The 19,529-nt window shown below is 61.6% G+C and carries 18 protein-coding genes; 4 read left to right on the top strand and 14 right to left on the bottom strand.

The annotated features are described in order from the left end of the window. The first annotated feature begins 7 nt into the window (after positions 1 to 7). The 4 genes from dgcA (at position 8) to etfB (ending at position 6,167) form a co-directional block, all read left to right on the top strand. Positions 8 to 2,068 carry a dimethylglycine demethylation protein DgcA gene (gene dgcA, locus LRO94_RS26435; protein ID WP_179179799.1) on the top strand — a complete coding sequence of 687 codons (2,061 nt, stop codon included), beginning with the start codon at positions 8 to 10 and terminating at the stop codon, positions 2,066 to 2,068. Between the two features lie 154 nt (positions 2,069 to 2,222). Continuing rightward, positions 2,223 to 4,166, top strand: coding sequence for a dimethylglycine demethylation protein DgcB (gene dgcB, locus LRO94_RS26430; protein WP_122763907.1), 1,944 nt, complete (start codon positions 2,223 to 2,225; stop codon positions 4,164 to 4,166). Then, on the top strand, positions 4,166 to 5,386 hold the full coding sequence (etfA, locus tag LRO94_RS26425; protein ID WP_095185087.1) for an electron transfer flavoprotein subunit alpha: 1,221 nt from the start codon (positions 4,166 to 4,168) through the stop codon (positions 5,384 to 5,386). Before dgcB ends, etfA begins: the two co-directional genes overlap by 1 nt. Positions 5,387 to 5,396: 10 nt before the next feature. Further along, a complete protein-coding gene (etfB, locus tag LRO94_RS26420) occupies positions 5,397 to 6,167 on the top strand; it encodes an electron transfer flavoprotein subunit beta (protein WP_032884002.1) in 771 nt (256 codons plus the stop codon). Positions 6,168 to 6,304: 137 nt separating this feature from the next. On the opposite strand, the gene LRO94_RS26415 is transcribed toward etfB, so the two are convergent. The 14 genes from LRO94_RS26415 to gbcA all read right to left on the bottom strand — a co-directional run bounded on the left by LRO94_RS26415 (position 6,305) and on the right by gbcA (position 19,511). After that, positions 6,305 to 8,224, bottom strand: a complete 1,920-nt coding sequence (locus LRO94_RS26415) for a secretin N-terminal domain-containing protein (protein WP_099601664.1) — start codon at positions 8,222 to 8,224, stop codon at positions 6,305 to 6,307. A gap of 18 nt (positions 8,225 to 8,242) precedes the next feature. Beyond that, a complete protein-coding gene (locus LRO94_RS26410) occupies positions 8,243 to 8,734 on the bottom strand; it encodes a hypothetical protein (RefSeq protein ID WP_179179800.1) in 492 nt (163 codons plus the stop codon). Beyond that, a complete protein-coding gene (locus LRO94_RS26405) occupies positions 8,731 to 9,267 on the bottom strand; it encodes a hypothetical protein (protein WP_032884514.1) in 537 nt (178 codons plus the stop codon). Before LRO94_RS26405 ends, LRO94_RS26410 begins: the two co-directional genes overlap by 4 nt. Before the next feature lie 5 nt (positions 9,268 to 9,272). After that, on the bottom strand, positions 9,273 to 9,827 hold the full coding sequence (locus tag LRO94_RS26400; protein ID WP_095185084.1) for a hypothetical protein: 555 nt from the start codon (positions 9,825 to 9,827) through the stop codon (positions 9,273 to 9,275). Further along, positions 9,824 to 10,549, bottom strand: coding sequence for a hypothetical protein (locus LRO94_RS26395; RefSeq protein ID WP_095185083.1), 726 nt, complete (start codon positions 10,547 to 10,549; stop codon positions 9,824 to 9,826). The genes LRO94_RS26400 and LRO94_RS26395 overlap by 4 nt, the downstream gene beginning before the upstream one ends. Then, a complete protein-coding gene (locus LRO94_RS26390; RefSeq protein WP_122754267.1) occupies positions 10,530 to 12,167 on the bottom strand; it encodes a GspE/PulE family protein in 1,638 nt (545 codons plus the stop codon). Before LRO94_RS26390 ends, LRO94_RS26395 begins: the two co-directional genes overlap by 20 nt. A gap of 4 nt (positions 12,168 to 12,171) precedes the next feature. Continuing rightward, a complete protein-coding gene (locus LRO94_RS26385) occupies positions 12,172 to 13,356 on the bottom strand; it encodes a type II secretion system F family protein (protein ID WP_179179801.1) in 1,185 nt (394 codons plus the stop codon). Further along, the gene (locus tag LRO94_RS26380) at positions 13,353 to 13,817 is read right to left on the bottom strand and encodes a transglycosylase SLT domain-containing protein (RefSeq protein ID WP_179179802.1); all 465 of its coding nucleotides are present in this window, start codon (positions 13,815 to 13,817) and stop codon (positions 13,353 to 13,355) included. Before LRO94_RS26380 ends, LRO94_RS26385 begins: the two co-directional genes overlap by 4 nt. Before the next feature lie 6 nt (positions 13,818 to 13,823). Next, positions 13,824 to 14,255: a type II secretion system major pseudopilin GspG gene (gene gspG / locus LRO94_RS26375; RefSeq protein ID WP_095185080.1), complete on the bottom strand. Its 432-nt coding sequence runs from the start codon at positions 14,253 to 14,255 to the stop codon at positions 13,824 to 13,826. A 202-nt stretch (positions 14,256 to 14,457) separates the two neighbouring features. Beyond that, positions 14,458 to 15,990, bottom strand: a complete 1,533-nt coding sequence (locus tag LRO94_RS26370) for a lytic polysaccharide monooxygenase (protein ID WP_032883991.1) — start codon at positions 15,988 to 15,990, stop codon at positions 14,458 to 14,460. Positions 15,991 to 16,060: 70 nt separating this feature from the next. Further along, on the bottom strand, positions 16,061 to 16,567 hold the full coding sequence (locus LRO94_RS26365) for a type II secretion system protein (protein WP_177326407.1): 507 nt from the start codon (positions 16,565 to 16,567) through the stop codon (positions 16,061 to 16,063). Beyond that, positions 16,554 to 16,934, bottom strand: coding sequence for a type II secretion system protein (locus LRO94_RS26360; RefSeq protein WP_032883989.1), 381 nt, complete (start codon positions 16,932 to 16,934; stop codon positions 16,554 to 16,556). The genes LRO94_RS26365 and LRO94_RS26360 overlap by 14 nt, the downstream gene beginning before the upstream one ends. Next, complete coding sequence (locus tag LRO94_RS26355) at positions 16,909 to 17,403, bottom strand: prepilin-type N-terminal cleavage/methylation domain-containing protein (RefSeq protein WP_032884512.1); 495 nt, start codon at positions 17,401 to 17,403, stop codon at positions 16,909 to 16,911. Before LRO94_RS26355 ends, LRO94_RS26360 begins: the two co-directional genes overlap by 26 nt. An 812-nt stretch (positions 17,404 to 18,215) precedes the next feature. Next, positions 18,216 to 19,511 (bottom strand): glycine-betaine demethylase subunit GbcA, encoded by a 1,296-nt coding sequence (gene gbcA / locus LRO94_RS26350; RefSeq protein ID WP_032883986.1) that lies wholly within the window; start codon positions 19,509 to 19,511, stop codon positions 18,216 to 18,218. Positions 19,512 to 19,529 lie beyond the last annotated feature (18 nt).

Genomic DNA, 19,529 nt, shown 5'->3' with positions numbered 1-19,529 from the left:
CCGTGCCATGGCTTTCGAAGCAATGTTCCAGCCGATCCAGATCGGCAAACTGACCATCCGCAACCGCGTGCTCAGTACCGCCCACGCCGAGGTGTATGCCACCGACGGCGGCATGACCACCGATCGCTATGTGAAGTACTACGAAGAGAAAGCCAAGGGCGGTATTGGCCTGGCGATCTGCGGCGGTTCCTCGGTGGTCGCCATCGATAGCCCCCAGGAATGGTGGAGTTCGGTGAACCTGTCCACCGACCGCATCATCCCGCACTTCCAGAACCTGGCTGACGCCATGCACAAGCATGGCGCCAAAATCATGATCCAGATTACCCACATGGGCCGTCGCTCGCGTTGGGACGGCTTTAACTGGCCGACCCTGATGTCGCCGTCCGGTGTACGTGAGCCGGTGCACCGCGCAACCTGCAAGACCATCGAGCCGGAAGAGATCTGGCGCGTGATCGGCAACTACGCCAGTGCCGCCAAGCGTGCCAAGGCCGGTGGCCTCGACGGTGTGGAACTGTCGGCAGTGCACCAGCACATGATCGACCAGTTCTGGAGCCCGCGGGTCAACAAGCGTACCGACGAATGGGGCGGCACCTTCGAAGGCCGCATGAAGTTCGGCCTGGAAGTGTTGAAAGCCGTGCGCGCGGAAGTCGGTGATGACTTCTGCGTGGGCATGCGCCTGTGCGGTGACGAGTTCCACCCGGACGGCCTGTCCCACGAGGACATGAAGCAGATCGCCAAGTATTACGACGACACCGGCATGCTCGATTTCATCGGCGTCGTCGGCTCGGGTTGCGACACCCACAACACCCTGGCCAACGTAATCCCGAACATGAGCTACCCGCCGGAGCCGTTCCTGCACCTGGCGGCCGGTATCAAGGAAGTGGTCAAGGTTCCAGTGCTGCACGCGCAGAACATCAAGGACCCGAACCAGGCCACGCGCATCCTTGAAGGCGGCTATGTGGACATGGTCGGCATGACCCGTGCACACATCGCTGACCCGCACTTGATCGCCAAGATCAAGATGGGCCAGATCGACCAGATCAAACAGTGCGTCGGCGCCAACTATTGCATCGACCGCCAGTACCAGGGCCTGGATGTGCTGTGCATCCAGAACGCCGCGACGTCCCGTGAATACATGGGCGTGCCGCACATCATCGAGAAATCCACCGGACCGAAACGCAAGGTCGTCGTGGTCGGCGCCGGCCCGGCCGGGATGGAAGCTGCGCGTGTAGCAGCCGAACGTGGCCACGACGTAACCCTGTTCGAGAAGAAAGAATTTATTGGCGGGCAAATCACCACTGCTTCCAAGGCTCCGCAACGCGACCAGATCGCGGGGATCACGCGCTGGTTCCAACTGGAACTGGCGCGCTTGAAAGTCGACCTGCGCCTGGGCGTGGCGGCCGATGCCGAGACCATCCTGGACCTGCGTCCAGATGTGGTGGTGCTGGCGGTCGGCGGGCATCCGAACATCGAGCAGAACGAACACTGGGGCGCGGCTGAGGGCCTGGTGGTGAGCAGTTGGGACGTGCTCGACGGCAAAGTCGCGCCGGGCAAGAACGTGCTGGTCTACGACACCATCTGCGAATTCACCGGCATGTCGGTGGCTGACTTCCTGGCCGACAAAGGCAGCCAGGTGGAAATCGTCACCGACGACATCAAGCCGGGCGTGGCGATTGGCGGTACGTCGTTCCCGACTTACTACCGCAGCATGTACCCGAAAGAAGTGATCATGACCGGCGACATGATGCTGGAAAAGGTCTACCGCGAAGGCGACAAGCTGGTGGCGGTGCTGGAGAACGAATACACCGGCGCCAAAGAAGAGCGGGTGGTGGACCAGGTGGTGGTCGAGAACGGCGTGCGTCCGGACGAAGCCATCTACTACGGGCTCAAGGAAGGTTCGCGCAACAAGGGTCAGATTGACGTTGAAGCCCTGTTCGCGATCAAGCCGCAGCCGTGCCTGAGCGAGACGGGCGAGGGGTACTTGCTGTTCCGCATCGGTGACTGTGTGGCCCAGCGAAATACCCACGCTGCCATCTATGACGCCCTGCGCCTGTGCAAGGATTTCTGACACCACAGGGCCAAAAATGTGGGAGGGGGCTTGCCCCCGATAGCGGTGGGTCAGCGACAACTGTTCCAACTGACAGTCCGCCATCGGGGGCAAGCCCCCTCCCACATTCGGGTCAGTTTCGCATTAGATTTGTGTGGTCTGTGGGAGCTTCACCATGTTGAACACCTTGCTGCCTATTCTCTTGTTCGCCGCCCTGGGCCTTGCCGTCCTCGGCGCCCTGCGCCGGGTGAACATGTGGCGCCGTGGCCGCGCGTCCAAGGTCGACCTGCTGGGCGGCCTGCTGGCCATGCCCAAGCGCTACATGGTCGACCTGCACCACGTGGTCGCCCGCGACAAATACATCGCTAACACCCACGTCGCCACGGCCCTGGGCTTTGTGCTGTCGGCACTGTTGGCGATTCTGGTGCATGGCTTCGGCCTGCAAAACCGTATCCTCGGCTACGCCTTGCTGCTGGCCTCGGTGTTGATGTTTGTCGGCGCCACCTTCGTTTACCTGCGTCGGCGCAATCCGCCGTCGCGCCTGTCCAAAGGCCCATGGATGCGCCTGCCGAAAAGCCTGATGGCGTTCTCGGTGAGCTTCTTCCTGGTGACCTTGCCCGTGGCCGGGATTCTGCCGGCGGACTTCGGCGGTTGGTTGCTGGCTGCGCTCTTGAGTGTGGGTGTGCTGTGGGGCGTGTCCGAAATGTTCTTTGGCATGACCTGGGGCGGCCCGATGAAACACGCCTTCGCCGGTGCCCTGCACCTGGCCTGGCACCGTCGCGCTGAACGTTTTGGCGGTGGTCGTTCCACCGGTTTGAAGCCGCTGGACCTCAGTGATAAATCCGCGCCGTTGGGCGTGGAGAAACCCAAGGATTTCACCTGGAACCAACTGCTCGGCTTCGACGCCTGCGTGCAGTGCGGCAAGTGCGAAGCGGCGTGCCCGGCCTTTGCCGCCGGCCAGCCGTTGAACCCGAAAAAGCTGATCCAGGACATGGTGGTCGGCCTGGCCGGCGGCACCGATGCCAAATTCGCCGGCAGCCCATACCCAGGCAAAGCCATTGGCGAACACAGCGGCAATCCGCATCAACCGATCGTCAACGGCCTGGTGGACGCCGAGACCCTGTGGTCCTGCACCACCTGCCGCGCCTGCGTGGAAGAGTGCCCGATGATGATCGAGCACGTGGACGCCATCGTCGACATGCGCCGCCACCTCACCCTGGAAAAAGGCGCCACGCCGAACAAAGGCGCCGAAGTCCTGGAAAACCTGATCGCCACCGACAACCCCGGCGGTTTCGCACCGGGCGGTCGCCTGAACTGGGCGGCGGATTTGAACCTGCCGTTGCTCAGCGACAAAAGCAGCGTTGACGTGCTGTTCTGGGTCGGTGATGGCGCCTTCGACATGCGCAACCAACGCACCTTGCGTGCGTTCGTCAAAGTGCTTAAAGCCGCCAAGGTCGACTTCGCCGTGCTCGGCCTGGAAGAGCGCGACAGTGGCGACGTGGCGCGACGCCTGGGCGATGAAGCGACGTTCCAACTGCTGGCTACGCGCAATATCCAGACCCTGGCCAAGTACAGCTTCAAGCGTATCGTCACCTGCGATCCGCACAGTTTCCATGTGCTGAAAAACGAGTACGGCGCCTTCAACGGCAACTACCGCGTACAGCACCACAGCACTTTCATGGCCGAGCTGATCGGCGAGGGCGCGCTGAACCTGGGCCAGCACAAAGGCAACAGCGTGACTTACCACGACCCGTGTTACCTGGGCCGCTATAACGGCGAATACGAGGCGCCGCGTGAAGTGCTGCGGGCGCTGGGGATCGAGGTCAAGGAGATGCAACGTTCGGGCTTCCGCTCGCGTTGCTGCGGCGGTGGCGGCGGCGCGCCGATCACCGACATCCCCGGTAAGCAACGTATCCCCGACATGCGCATGGACGACATCCGCGAAACCGGCGCCGAGCTGGTGGCGGTGGGCTGTCCACAATGCACTGCGATGCTTGAAGGTGTGGTCGAGCCGCGTCCGTTGATCAAGGATATCGCCGAGCTGGTGGCCGATGCGTTGCTTGACGAGGCATCGCCAGCCAAAGCTCCCATCAAACGTGAACCTGCGGAGGTGCACTGATGAGCGACATTATCCGCCGCGACCCACGGGCCGAATGGATCGCCCGTAACCGCCTGCACCCGTTGCATGCGGCGATGCAGCCGGTACAACACAGCTGGATGGGGCCGAACGGCGTTATCCGCAAAAACGTACATGGCGTCGGTTTTATCGGCCCCAACGGCATCAAGCGCATCGACCGCAGCGGCGCCCAGCAGGGTGGCGTGACCAAGCGTACGGCGGCGATTGAAGTGCAGTTGCCGCTGCATCAGGTGCCTGCGCCGGCGTTCTATATCAACGTGGTGCCGGACATGGTCGGCGGCCGCTTGAGCAGCCACGACCGCGACCTGCTCGGCCTGGCTCGGCAACTTGCCGGCAGCGACGGTGCGGTGTTGGCGGTGGTGTTTGGCGAGCATAAGGAAAACGCGTTCGCCACGGCCGGTGTCGACCGTCTGCTGGTGCTGGACGGCCACGAATTCGACGGTTATTCACCAGAACAACGCGTGCAGGGTTTGCGGGCTGTGGATAACCAGTTCAACCCACGCCATTGGTTGCTGCCCGACAGCCGCAGCGGCGGTGGTGAGCTGGGTCGGCGGTTTGCCGCGAGCCTCAAGGAGCGCCCGGCCACGCGGGTGTGGCAGATCAAGGGCGACGAGTGCATCGGCCGCGCCGGCGCTGGCCAGGAAGACCTGGCGCGGCCACTGCCGCGCCTGATCCTCGCCGCCGTCGAATGTGCCGATCCGGTCAGCGACACACGTCATGAAGTCTTGCCCGTGGAGTTATCCACAACCCTGGCCCGCAGCCTGCCGCGCATCGAAGACCTCGGCGCGGTGGCGGTGGACCCGGCGGCGATCCCCATGGCCGAGGCCGAGTTTATTTTCTCTGGCGGCAACGGCGTGAAGGATTGGAACCTGTTCCACCAGACCGCTGCTGCCCTGGGCGCCACCGAAGGCGCGTCGCGTGTGGCCGTGGACGACGGCTTTATGGCCCGCGATCGCCAGGTCGGCGCCAGCGGCACCTGGGTCACCGCACGGGTGTATGTGGCCGTGGGGATTTCCGGGGCGATCCAGCACCTGCAAGGCATCGGTGCCTGCGACAAGGTGGTGGCGATTAACCTCGATCCGGGTTGCGACATGATCAAGCGTGCCGACCTGTCGGTGATCGGCGAAAGCGCCGCGATACTGCAAGCCTTGATCGATGCGGTCGAGGCCTACCGCAACGGCGCCAAGCGCGATGCGGCTTGAGGACATGACTATGACCACGAATGTAATCAGCCTGGTGTCCATCGGCGCACACCCCACCTCCGGGCGCCCGCGCCGGGCAGAGCAGGATGCGCGAGCCGTTGAACTCGGCCTGCAAATGGCTGGGGATAAGTTGCAGGTGCTGCACGCGGGCAATATCGCCGAACCCACCTTGCGCAGCTACTTGGGCATGGGCTTGCCGCAACTGCATGTACTCGAACAACCGGAGGGTGCCGATGCCTTGCCGGTACTCAGTGATTATCTGCGCGAGGCAGGTGCCCAGGTGGTACTCACCGGCAGCCAGGCCGAAACCGGTGAAGGCTCGGGCATGCTGCCGTTTCTGCTGGCCGAGCAATTGGGCTGGCCGCTGGTTGTCGGGTTGGCTCAGGTGGAGTCCATCGAAGGCGGCGTTGCTCATGTGCTGCAAGCCTTGCCGCGTGGGCAGCGGCGGCGCTTGAAGGTGCGCTTGCCGTTTTTGGCGACTGTGGATAACGCCGCGCCCAAGCCTCGGCAGAGCGCCTATGGCCCGGCACAGCGCGGTGAGTTGGCAGCCCATGAGGTTGAAGTTGAAGCCGATGAGTTATTCACAGGCGCGGTGCTGCAACCGGCTAAGCCTCGTCCCAAACGCCTCAAGGTGATCAAAGCCAAAAGCGGCGCCGACCGCATGAAAGCCGCTACGGCCAAGGCCAGTGGTGGCGGTGGGCAAGTGCTCAAAGGTGTCAGCGCCGAGGAAGGCGCCCAAGCCATTCTCAAGTTGCTCATAGAAGAAGGCGTCGTGCGCTAACCCACCAACACTGCAAAACAAATGTGGGAGGGGGCTTGCCCCCGATAGCGCTGTGTCAGTCACAGATGTACTGAACTGATCCACCGCCATCGGGGGCAAGCCCCCTCCCACATTTTTATCTCCATCAGGTTCTGAGGTTAAGGGGCGGCTGGCGCGGGTTTCGGCACCAGCTCCGGCAGCGGTGGCGGCAGCGGCTGCCAGGTGGCATCCGGCTGTTGCATCGGCGGTGGCAGGGCCGGTGTAGGGTCGCCGCCCATCGGCTTGAGGATCATTTTGTCGGTGGTGTCGCGCAGGATCATGCCCTGGGTTGAGCTGCGCGCTTCGGTGCCGCTGTGAAAGGTGCTGATCTGGGAAATCGGCAGGTCGAGGTTGCGTTCGATCCTCGGCGTCAGCAGCAGGATGATCTCGGTTTTCTGCTGCGTGTTCTGGTTGGTGCCGAACAGCTTCTTGCCGATCCACGGGATCTGGCTCAACCACGGCAGCCCCGAGCCTTCATCGATATCCGAGGTACGGATCAGCCCCGAGACGATCTGGGTTTCGTTGTTGCGCGCGGTCAGCAGGGTCTTGGTGGAACGTGAACCCAGTTCGAAGGTGGCTGGCACGTTTTCCGAGCCGGGAATGCGCTTGGTGATGTGGCTCATTTCCACGTTCAGCTCCAGGTTCACCTCATCGCTCAGGCTGATATTGGGCTTGACGGAGATCTGCAGCCCCACGTCCTGATAAGACACCGATGAGGTGGTGATTTGGTTGGCGGTGGTGGTGGTCACCACCGGGATCTTGTCGCCGATATTCACCTGGGCTTCTTCACGATTGCGCACCCGCACCCTGGGGTTGGCCAGGGTCACGGTGTTGCCGCTGCGCTGCAGCATATTGATACGCGCCGATGTGCTGCCCGAATCCAGCAGGATGTTGTCACCGTTGATGCCGCGAAGCGCGCTGATGGGGATACCTGCGAGCCCGGCGGGCACGTTGGCCAGGTTGCCTACCGACAAGCCGATACCTTCCGGGTACTGGATGCCCAGGTTCAATTCGTCGGTCAGGCTGACCTCCAGCACCTGGATATCGATGGTCACTTCCGACTGCGCAATGTCGATGGCCTCCACTAGTTTTTCCACGGCGCTGAGGGTGTCCAGCCCATCGCGCACAATCACCGCATTCAGGCGCTCGTCTACCAACACCTCCTTGGGCTTGAGCACCTGCTTGATCTCGGCGGCGATGACCTTGGGGTCGCCATGGCTGAGGTAGAAGGTGCGGACGGCCAACTCACGGTATTCACGTTCTTTGTCCGGGCGGCGGGGGTAAACCAGGATGGTGTTAGCGTTAAGGATTTTCTTGTCCAGCCCTTGGGTGGTCAGCAGCAGGTTCAGCGCATCTTCGGCGGTGGTTCGGCTGGCGGTCATGCTTGCCGAGGCGCTGGGATTGACGTCTTTGTCGATGACGAAGTTGACCCCCGAGAGTCGCGCGATGGTCTCGAAAATCGTGGTCAGGCTCTGGGCGCTGAACTCCAGGCTCAGGGGTTTGCGCATGGCCTCGGAAAGGTCGGCGCTGAGGTAGTCGGCGCTGACCAGCTCGCGGGTCAGGGCATTGCGAAAGTCCAGAGCCTCTCGGTAGTTGGGCTTTTGCGCGATGATCCGGCGCACCAGGTTGAGCGCCTCCACTGGGTTTGCGCGTTTCATTTCGTAGGCCTGCGCCAGTTGTGGGCGCAGTTGTTTCATCGCCTGGATGCTCTGGATTTCCTGGCGTGCGCCGAGGTTGCTGGGGTCGTATTTGAGGATGGTTTCCAGGGCGCGGATGGCGGCCGCGTCGTCACCACGCATCAGTGCGGTACTGGCCTCGCGGCTGTACTGGGCCACCAGCAACTCCAGTTTGCTGAAATTGGCGGTGCGCAGTTGCACGTCGTCCGGGTCTTGTTTGGCTTCGGCTTGGAGCACTTCCACCGAGCGGATGATGTCGCCCTTTTGGCGCAACTCATCGCTCTCTTTGATTGCGCGTTGGGTCTGGCACGCGCTGAGCAGAGCCAGGGTCAGGCTCAAGTAAATCCATGTACGTATCGCCATGATCGTGTCCCGCCCTGGTCAGTGAGTGTCAAGCCGCAAGGTGCTGACATGCTTGAGCGGCATGTAGGTCAGCACCACGGTCGTGTCGGTCAGCTTGTCCAGTCGGTAGTGCGAGTCGAGCATCTTGCCGGGCACGATGCGCCCCGGCACCGAGCAGCGGTTGCACAGCGTGTATTGGCGATCGTTACCGCGCAGCACGACGATTTTCGATTGGTTCTCATAACGCCACTGCGCGCTCACGCTGAAGGGCAGCACAGGTGGTTTGGGCGGTGCGGTGTCGACTGGAATGGGGGGCGGCGCAGGTGTCCAGGTTTGGGTGGGGAACAGGTCGACTGTCTCAGCCAAGGTTGGCGCGGAGGGTGACGCTGGCGCTGTGGGGTTGATCTGCGGCGTGGTCGTCACGGGTGACGATGCAGGGGCAGGGCTGTCCACCGTGTCCTGCCAGAACAGCCAGCCACAGCTGATCAGGGTCAATAACAGGAGCACGCGCAAATACAGTGGCAGCTTCATTCCACCACCCCCAGCACACTGACCTTGAGGTTGATGTCCAGCATGCCGCTGCTGATGTCTTTGCGCTCCAGGGTCACGCGCTCGATGCGCACGGCGGGCTCGTTCGAGAGGTCGACCAGGGCATTGCGCAATAAGGCGTAGGGGCCGGAGAGCGGGATCTCCACGTCCAGCCGTTGCAGCCCTGTGTCGCCGGGCGCGGAGTAGGCCAGCGTGGTCTGTTCGATGGCAAAGCCGTAGCGGCTGAGCACACCCAGCAGCGTTTCCAGGCGGGGGGCAAAGTCCTGCGCGCTGGGTAAGCGCTCGACCACCGCCGGTTCGGTGACTTGCACATCCTGAGGCTGTTCATCGATGCCGGCCTGCAGTTCCTGGCGGCGCAGGTTGTCGCTGATGCCTGCCGGGTAGATCACCGTCACTTCGATCACCAGCGCCGCCATCATGGCCCCCACCGCCAGCAGGCCCCAAAATCCCAGGCGCTGTTGCCACTGGGTCAGTTGCCAGCGCAGGCGCGGCAGGTGGCGAGTAAGGGCATGCATGGGCATTACCCCGCGCCAACGGTGAGTTTGACCTGCACCGGGTGTTGCGGGTCGTTGGCCTTGCGGGCGCTTTGTTGCAGGTTCACCTGTACACCGGGTTGCGCCTTGAGTCGCTCGGCAAATCGAAAGGCGTCGCCCAGCACTTTGGCTTCCAGGTCCAGATGAATCAGTTGGGCTTGTGTGTTGATCTCGACGCGGGTCAAGGCGATGTCTCGGGACCAGGCTTGGGCCACGGCATCCATCAGTGCGAAGGGGGTGGCCTTTTGTTGGGCGAAGGTGGACAGCTGCTGTTTTTGCGTGGGCGACAGGCGAATGGCGGCCTGGATCAACTGCTCCTGACGGCGAGTCAGCTGGATGAAGTGCTGCTCCAATGCGTCGGTCTGTTGTTGCTGTTGCTCCATGCGTTGCCAGTGCTGCCAGGTGTTGAACAGCAGGGCGGCCGCGCCCAGCCATAGGACAGTCACCCACGGCCGGCGGGTGGCGCTGGCGCGTAGGAAATCCACGTGTGGCCCTTGAGGCGTACGCAGGTGCTGCCAGACAGTCGCGAGCCTGGATTTCATGCAGACGACTCCTCCAGCCAGGGGTGCACCGGACCCAACCGGTTTTCCGCCGGGGTGTTGGTGACCACCAAGGTGGCAGCGGCATGCCGCTCCACCAGCAGGTCGGCGGTGAACAGGTTGTCGCTCAAGGTGCTGCCGCGTGGGGTGGGTATGACGCAGACCTGATCGATCACACCCTGTTGTCGATAGAGGCAACTGAGGCTTTCGGTTTCGGGCACCACCAGCACACAGTCGGCCGGTAAGTGCCGCCAATACCGCTGCGCCACCGCTGTCAGCAATGGCATACACGTCACCAGCGGCAGGCGACGCAGCTTGAATAGCTCACGCAGGTCGTGCAGCAGCTCCCGATGCATCGCGACCGCCAGGCGTTCATGGCCGAAGGCGCTGTCCGCCACGTGTATCTGCCACTGCTCAGGGTCGATGCCGGCTTGTTGGCTGAACGTGGCCTCGGCGAATCCTTGCCAATCGTCTGCGCTGTACAACCCGGTTTGCCACCCCAGCATCAGGTAATGCACATGGGGAAATCCCAGCAGCACCGTGGCGCGGTCCAGGAACCCTACGCGGCCGCGCGGCGCCTGTTCCAACAGCTCGGCGCAGGCGGCCAAGGGCACGCCTTCATGTTGCGCGCGCCACACCGGCGCACCGCGCCAGCGCGGGCGCGCGGCCCACTCGGCACCGGTGCTGTGCAGCCACACCACGTGCTCAATAAAGGGAAATGACACGGTGGATCTCCTTGAGCGTGGTATCGCCCTGGGCGGCATGGGCCAGGGCGATATCGCGGATAAATACGTGGCCGGCTTCACGCGCCAGTTCACGCAGGCTGGAGGCCGAATTGCGGTTGAGCAGGCCCTCCTTGATGCTGTCGGTCAGCGTCAGCACTTCGGCCAGGGCGAGCCGGCCGCGATAGCCGGTGTGGCGGCAGGTCTCGCAGCCTGTGCCCACACGGTAGTGGCCCTGTCTGAGTTGGGCGTCAGGCAGTTGGGCGAGGCGGACAATATCGGGGTCGGGCTCGGCGTCGACGCCGCAGTCCGGGCAGATGCGCCGCACCAGGCGCTGGGCGACCACCCCGTTGAGGGCTTCGACAAAACTGGCCGGGTCCACGTCCATATAGGTAAAGCGCTCCAGCACACTGAACGCGCTGTTGGCGTGCACCGACGACAGCACCAGGTGCCCGGTCAGCGCCGCCTGCACCGCGATACCGGCGGTCTCGCCGTCGCGGATTTCCCCCACCAGAATCGTGTCCGGGTCGTGGCGCAGGATCGAGCGCAGGCCACGGGCGAAGGTCAGGCCCTTCTTGTCGTTGACCGGAATTTGCAGCACACCGGGCAGTTCGTATTCCACCGGGTCTTCGATGGTGATGATCTTTTTCTCGCCGGTATTGGTCTCCGACAGGGCGGCGTACAGCGTGGTGGATTTGCCGCTGCCGGTGGGGCCGGTCACCAGCAACATGCCATAGGGTTCGCTGGCCAATACGCGGATGCGCGCGATGGTGTCGGCGCTCAGGCCAAGGGTTTCCAAGCTCAGGGATTCGCCGCGCTGGGACTTGTCGAGAATCCGCAGCACCGCATCTTCGCCGTGGATGCTGGGCATGATCGACACACGAAAATCCACCTCGCGGCCCTGGATCTTCATCTTGAAGCGTCCGTCCTGGGGCACCCGCCGCTCGCCGATGTCCAGCTCCGACAGCACCTTGATCCGCGACAGTGCCTGCTCGGCCATGTCCAGGCCGCTGGCCTGGCCCATCTGCTGCAACACGCCGTCGATACGGTATTTGATCACCAGGCCCTGGGGCGTGGTTTCCACATGGATGTCACTGGCGCGGCTTTGCAGCGCATCGAACAACATGGAGTTGACCAGGCGCACCACCGGGTTGTCGTCGCGGGCGATGCTGCTCAATGAGATTTCCTGGGCGGCCTGGCTGACACGGGCGCTTTCATCGTCGCTGCCGAAGGGTTGCATGACCCGTTGGCTGGCTTCGGCCAGTGTCAATTGAGCTTTCACCGCGCCGGGCAGGCTCATGGCGAGGGGTAATTGGCGCAAGGTTTTGGATGACTGCAACCAGTGTCGGCTGGCCAGGGTGAACGGGTCGCCCAGTACCAGGCAGGGCTCGCCGTGGTTATCCACAGGCAGCGCGTTATGGATCAGTGCCTGAGGCAATGCCAGCAGATCAAAACGCCAGTTTTCACTGAGGGTTTGCGGGGCGATGGCAAGCAGGCCGAGGGGCTGGGCGATAGTGCTTAATTGGTCGGGTGCTTTTTCCAGGACCTCCCGCAGGTAATCGGACAAGGGGATGCCTCGTTGTGCCGCAAGCGCTTGCCATTGCAGTGTCTGCTCACTCATCGCGTTACCCCTGAATGGAACCCGCCAGTTCGAAAATCGGCATGTACAGCATGAACACGATCAAGCCGATCAGCCCGCCCACCACCAGCATCAACAGTGGCTCGAACACCTTGCTGAACAGCTCAATGGCGCGCTCCAGTGCTTCATCGTGAAACTGCGCGATGCGCTCACACATGGCCGCCAATTCGCCGCTTTGCTCGCCCACCCGCAATAGGCGTTCGGCGACGGCGGTGGTCAGTTGATGGCGGGCGAGGGCGGTAGAGAGGGGTTGGCCGGCCTGGATATCGGTCATGGCTTGGCGCAAGGCGCCTTGACGTTCCACGGGCAGTAGCGCGCCGGACAATTCCACCGCCGTGACCACCGGCATTCCGCCCATCAGCAACATGCCTGCGGTGCGATAAAACCGCGCGAGCACAAACAGCGTGCGCTGGGCTCCCAGGCTGGGGATTTTCCAGAACAGGCCCGCTGCGCGACGCTTGAACCCGGCGCTGCGAAACATCAGCACCAGTGCGGCGATGACCAGTACCAGGCCGACCAGCATCTCCAGGCTATGGGCGTCCACCAGCGCACCCCACCACACCATGAAGCGCGCGGTGGCTGGCAGGTCGGTGACCGCATCGAATACCGAGGCGAAGCGCGGGATCACGAAAGACAGCAAAAACAGCAGGATCAACGCGCCCACGCTGAGCACCACCAAGGGGTACATCAGGGCGCCGCTGACGCGCTTTTTGACGGTTTCCAAATGCGCTTCGAAATGATGGTAGCGGCGCAGGGCCACGGCCAATTGGCCGCTGTGCTCGGAGGACGCCACGGTGGCGATCAACAGCGAAGGAAACGTCTGTGGCTTGAGCTGCATCGCCTTGGACAGTGAGTTGCCTTCATACATGGAGGCGAGCAGATCGCTCATGACCTGTCGGTTGACGCCCGGCGGCGCCTTGTCGCGCAGGGTTTCCACCGCTTCCACCAGCACCAGTCCGGCGTCCAGCAGCACCACCAGTTCCTGGATAAACAGGCCAAGGGCGAACGTGCTGCGGCGACTCGGCAGTTTGAGTTGGCGGCGGGCTTTGAGCGAGATGACTTGCACACCCTCGGCCTGCAGTTGCCGGCGCGCCTGGGAGAGGTCCACGGCGTGCAGTTGCAGGGACTGCAAATGGCCGTCGCGGATGATGCGTGCGTCGACGTCGATCATGGTGCCTGCCTCGCCAATTGTTGGCGTTGTTGCAGTAACTCACCGTAGTAGCGCCACACCGCCCGGGCGTAGCGCGAGCGCTGTGCCTGGCGATCCGACTTGGCCCCGGCGTTGTAGGCGCCGACTGCCTGCCAGCCATAGCCCTGTTCGCGGATAAACCCGGCGAGGATCCACGCGCCGACCATCACGCTGGTGCAGGGCTGGGTAATCAGGTGTTGTTCGGTGATGCCCCATTGCGCGAGCGCGGGCAAGTGACGGCTGTTGATTTGCATCAGGCCGATGTCCTGGCTGCCGTCACTGTTGACGTTACGCGCGTGTGGGTTGAGGCCGGACTCGACCTTGGCGATGGCGTACAGCAGAAGCGGGTCAACGTGGTAACGGCTGGCCGCCAATTGCCAGCAGTTGGCCTGGGCAACGCCCATGCAGCACAACAGGGTTAAGGCAAGCGGCAGGCGGGGCATGGTGGGTCACAGCCCGTAGACGATGTCGGCGTAGGTGTTCTCACCGCCGGCTTTGCCGTCTCGGCCCAGGCAGATGATCTCTGCGTCGTTGGGCGCAGTACCGGGGTTCTTGAAGAGGTAAGGGTTGCCCCATGGGTCTGGCGGCAGTGACTTGAGGTACGGCCCTTGCCAATTGTTCGCGTTGGCGGGGCGCGTCGTGAGCGCATTCAGGCCGAGTGTTTCGTCGGGGTAGGTGCCATTGTCCAAGCGGTACTGATGCAAGGCATCGGCAAGGGACTTCATCTGTCCCTGGGCTGTTTGCACCTTGGCCAGTTCCAATCGATCAAACATCTTCGGCCCGACGTAGCTGGCGAGCAGGGCGATGATCAGCAGGACTACCAGCAGCTCAAGCAAGGTGAAACCGCAGGAGCGGGTGCGGAAAAAGGCGCGACTGTACATGGAGATACCCTGTGGGAGTGCCAAGGCACGGCGGTTGTGTAGCCATCTCCCGGCCCGCGTTTGAGCGGGCACCGCCGGTAGTACTGCATCGCTATTCGAATTACACCTCTACAACTGTAGCGTTCGTCGATATAAGGCGCCGTGAGGCGCCCTATAACGTTTGGCTCTTGGGGTTATCGAGTTAATGAATATGCGCGTCGGCTTATTCCACCTTTTCCCAAGCGTCGCGCCATGCTTCGCCGGTTTCCGGTGCATAAGCCCATGCGGCACCAGCGCACCAGCCGCTGTTCGGAAACGGTCTGCAGCGGTAGTTACCGCCAGCGTTGCTCACGATGTCCCCGGCTTTGTACGGTGTGCCCTCTACGTAGGCCGGATACTCTCCGCCGCCGCTGTCCGGAGTCACCGTGAAGTCGAACTCCGCCTGGCTGGTCTTGCCGTTTTGCTGATCGCGCACATTCAGGCGTGCCTTGAACGGGGTCGCCTCTGTGACGGTGTAGGCAGTACCGCTGACGTTGGCGGCGTTCTGCGCCCCGGTCATCCCAGGCACCGCCCATTGGTAGAGCAGTTGCCCGTTGCTACCGGTCGAGCCCGTGCCACTGAAGGTAAAAGCCTGGCCGGACTTCAACGAAGTGGGGCCGGTAATACGGGCAACCGGTGGCGCTGGGTTAACAGGCGTTTCCCCACCCGGAATGATGGACATCGCCTTGGAGTAACCCTCGTTCTGGACGAACACTGAGTTGGCGCTTGGGTCGGCTGAGTTGAACGCAATGTCGTTGCCGTGCTTTTCCCCGACTTTGGCGATGCTCGCATTGATCTGACTGGCCAGTTGTTGGCCCCAGATTTTCGCGTCCAGATTGGCCGCCGTGATGGGCAGGGTTATATCGACGACCTCTTGGGCTCGCGGGGTGTTGTCGAGGATGCGGAAGCGCACGGCGTCACCGGGTTTGAGGGCGCCCATGACGGCGTCGATGAACTGGCCAAGCTCGCGCCAGCGCTCCGGAATACCGCCCCCGACGATGTTAATGTCGCTGCAGTTGTAGAACCCTTCCCCGGCCGGATCTATGCGCTGCCATTGCACGAAGAGCGTCGCCTTGCCGGACTGCTGTGCCGGAACCGGAACTGACATTTTGAAGTATCCCGAGGCCGAAATAGCCGGTGGCTTGTTGCCCCAGTTGGTTTGCGCGACCGTGAATTGCTCGGTGTGGATAAGGGTCAAGTCATTCCAGGTCAAGGGCGCGCGGGTCGGGTCAACGCCTGGTTTGGTCAGGAACACCCGCGCAAAACTGGGCACGTGGGGCGCCGTGCCGATGATGCGCACGTCCATTTTGCCGTTTTCGGGCGTCACGTCGGTGCGGTGCCAATCCCATTTCGCCTCCGACGGCGATTCGTTCCCCACCAGGTTCAGGCCGTCTTTTTTGCTGTCGGCTGCCGAGCACAGTTTGCCGTCCGGCACTTCTCGCTTGACGGTCTCCAGGTCCTCATAACCGGGCGCCCGGATCAAATGCGCGACTTCATTCCATTGTTGACCTGGATACTTTTCACTTTTTTTGTCCAGTGCTGCGCACCCAGCGTCACTTTTGCTACCTGACCAAAAGTCCGGAAGCATTCTGCAGTGGATCTGTCGTGCGACGGGGGTATCCACGCCGCCATGGGCTATCGCCAGCGCCGGCATCAGAATTGCCAGTGCGAGCACCCAGTTAATCAAGTTCCTTGTGTAGCGCTGTAGGTTATTCATGTTGTAGTCCGCCTCAATTCAGATAGAAAAGTTCCGAACGGCTGGAACGATCAGTGTGTGTGCAAGGGCATCATTGGTTGGGCTGGTCTCCACGGGGAGTGCTGGGGATTGGAGGGTTACTCTGTCCAGGGCCGTACAGAAACACCCACCCTTGATAACTGCCTTGCCCTGTAAAACTCTGATTGATCACCGCAAAGTTGCTTTGCTTGAACGGCGTGCCGCTGGCGTTGCTGAACACGCCCATGATCGTTTCACCCGGCCCCGGGACCACGCCCCAATCGGCGGTGCCGGTCAGCGGGTCGTCATAGACCCGGCGCAGGTAGCGCTTGATGGTCGGTTGGCGGCGGTCCAGCACCAAATCTTCGAGGGACTTGGGGAACGTATTACCGGCGGCGTAGTACAGGCCGATCGCCCGCCGAATTTCATTGCCTCGCGCCAGCAGTTCCAACTCACGCTCGCGCTGCAACACGCTGGACCACAGCGTGCCTGTTTCCATCAACATCACGGCCACCACGGCCACTGTCACCAACATGCCCATGAACACCGAGCCGTCCTGGCTGTGTTTACCAGTCTGCATAGGCGCTCCCGTCGTGGGCGCTGCCGGGCGCACCGCTGCGCACGTCGCCCAGGCCTTGTTCGTCGGAGGGTTGCAGTTGCCAGGTGTCGCGTTTGCCGGTGAGCGGGTCCATGGGGATTTCGCGCAAATAGCGCCGGTCGACCAGGGCTTGCAGGGACTCGGGATTGTTGCCGTGGTCTTCACGGTATTGGTCCAGGGCCTGGCGGATGGAAGACAGGTTATGGCGCAGCACGGTTTCCTGGGCCTTGGCGTGCTGGCGAAAATACTGGGGCGTCACGAGGGTCATGAGGGTGGCGATGATAGCCATCACCACCAGCAACTCGATCAGGGTAAAACCCCGATTACCACTGGCTGTATGACGTTCCATTCAAACTCTCCCGAGTGCTGCGGGACGAAACGTCGAATACATCTTCCCCCTCTTGTGGGTTATCAGCGGTGCTCTTGTAACTGCGCAGTTGCCAGGTTTGCGCGGGCAACAGTTCCGGACACTCGCAGACGGGGTCGCGGGGGATGCGGCGCAGGAAGAAGAGTTTTTTGCCTTTGAGATCGGTCTTGTCCGTGACCCCCTCGACTAATGCTTGGAGGGAGGGTGGATAACCGCTGTCGCTGATACTTTTTTCAATACGTCCGTCGTCGCTGGCCTCTTTGTAGGCGTCGATCCCACGGCGTATTTCCCGCAACGAGCGTTGCAGGTCAAGTTCCCTGTCGCGTTTACCCATCAACGCCGTCAGCGGATAAGCCACTGTCGAAAGCGTGGCCAGGAGGGCCAGCGTCAGTAGTAATTCAATCAGCGTAAAACCTTTGGCGCAGTGATGGCTGGAATGACCCCGCCCTATCACTGATCTATCTCCCTCTATCGCGCCAAGGACTTCTGCATTAACCCAGGCCAATGGATATAACTGCAAAAGTGAGTGTAGATGAACTTTGAATCTGAGTATTTTTTGTACAGTTGGCCGATAAGCGGTGGTTACCCACAATCACTGTGCACGTGCCTGTGGATAAGGTGTTTGTGGTTGTCCACAGAGCATGTAAATCAAGGCCTGCAGCGCGCTGTACGAAAAACAACCAGGCTAAGTGGCGGTTTTTACAGGCGTTTTGATGTGGATAAGGACGCTGCCCATTCTCGACTTGCCCCCAAACTCTGTTGGCGGTTCTGTGGATAAGATGTTCGCTATCAGCTACAGGCCATATAAACAGTGGCTCTCAGTGAGTTGGTTGTATTTTGATCAATTCGGCCTTTTTGTTCCGCTAAACCGGTAGATGCCCCGGTTTATGAAGGTTTGAGGCGGTTTTCCACAGCGTCGCCAGAGTTGCCCCCAAAGTCTGTTGGCGGATCTGTGGATAAGGTGTTTGCGTACCGCTGTGGGCTTTGTATTACGTGGCTTGCAGGCTATTGATCATAAATTGATCAAAGTAGGGCGAAACCCGTGGAGTTGAATAAGTCACGGATTTTCTTCAGTTAATTTTGGACAAGTAAGCCAGTTGCCCACAATTACTGTGGGTGGCTTTGTGGATAAGTTGTTGGGTAAAGGCTGGAGGGCGCGCTGGCAGAGGCCTGCGAGAGATTTGATCAAATATTGAGCAGTGTGAGGTTCAAGTGCGGGAGGGGGCTTGTCCCCCTCCCACCTTGTTGAGCTGCGGGTATCGGTTATTCGTGTGCAGCCACGCCTTTGAGGTAAGGCGCCGGTGCAGCGCCCAGATTGCTCAGCAGGCGCTCGCTGTACCAGTCCACAAAGTTCACCACGCCGAACTCATAGGTTTTGGAGTACGGCCCTGGCTGGTAAGCGGTGGAGTTGATCCCGCGCTGGTTCTCTTCGGCCAAGCGACGGTCCTGGTCGTTGGTGGCGTCCCACACTTGGCGCATGCGCTCCACGTCGTAGTCCACGCCTTCGACGGCGTCCTTGTGCACGATCCACTTGGTGGTGACCATGGTTTCCTGGGCGCTGATTGGCCACACGGTGAACACGATGATGTGATCGCCCATGCAGTGGTTCCAGGAATGCGGCAGGTGCAGGATGCGCATCGAGCCCAGATCGGGGTTTTTGATGCGGCCCATCAGCTTGGCGCAGCCTTGCTTGCCGTCCAGCGTCATCGACACAGTGCCCTTGAGCAGCGGCATGCGCACGATGCGGTTGCGCAGGCCGAAGCTGGCGTGGGCGTAAGGAATTTTTTCCGCGTCCCAAGCGGCTGCGGAGGCGGCCACGTGGTCCTTGAACGCCTGGTCGGCACGCGGGTCGGTGACATCGTCCCATTCCAGCAGGGTCTTGAGCAGTTCCGGGTGCGAGGCGTTGCAGTGGTAGCACTCGCGGTTGTTTTCCAGCACCAGCTTCCAGTTGGCTTTTTCCATCAAGGTGGTTTGCACCGCCACCTTGGTGTTCTCCATGTCGTACGGTTCCATGTAGTGGTTCAGGGTCGACAGGAAGTCATCAATGGCCGGCGGGTTCTCGGCCAGGCTGATGAAGATGTAGCCACCGGCGGTCTTCACGTTCACCGGCTTCAAACCGTACTGCTTCATGTCGAAGTCGGCGCCCATTTCGGTACCGGCAAACAGCAGGCGGCCGTCCAGCTCGTAAGTCCACTGGTGGTAGTGACACACGAGTTTGGCGACCTTGCCCTTGTCACTGGTGCACAGGCGCGAACCACGATGGCGGCAGACGTTGTGGAACGCATGCACCACGCCTTCGGCGCCACGAATCACGATGATCGGGTTCTTGCCGATTTGCAGGGTCAGGTAGTTGCCCTTGGCGGGAATTTCGCAGGTCATGCCAGCGATCAACCACTCTTTCTGGAAAATCTCCTGCATGTCGATATCAAACAGCCGGTCATCAGAGTAGAACGGCTGCGGCAGCGAAAACGTGCGCTCGCGCTCTTGCAGCATTTGCGCGGTGGCCTTGCGTGCGGGTTCCAGCGGATCGCCCAAGCTTAAGGTTGCGGTGACGTCCATCGTGTGTGTCCTCATGGC

Source organism: Pseudomonas sivasensis (assembly GCF_021391435.1).
In the GTDB taxonomy this organism is placed as follows: Bacteria; Pseudomonadota; Gammaproteobacteria; order Pseudomonadales; family Pseudomonadaceae; genus Aquipseudomonas; species Aquipseudomonas sivasensis.
This window is presented reverse-complemented; position numbering and strand designations above follow the sequence as displayed.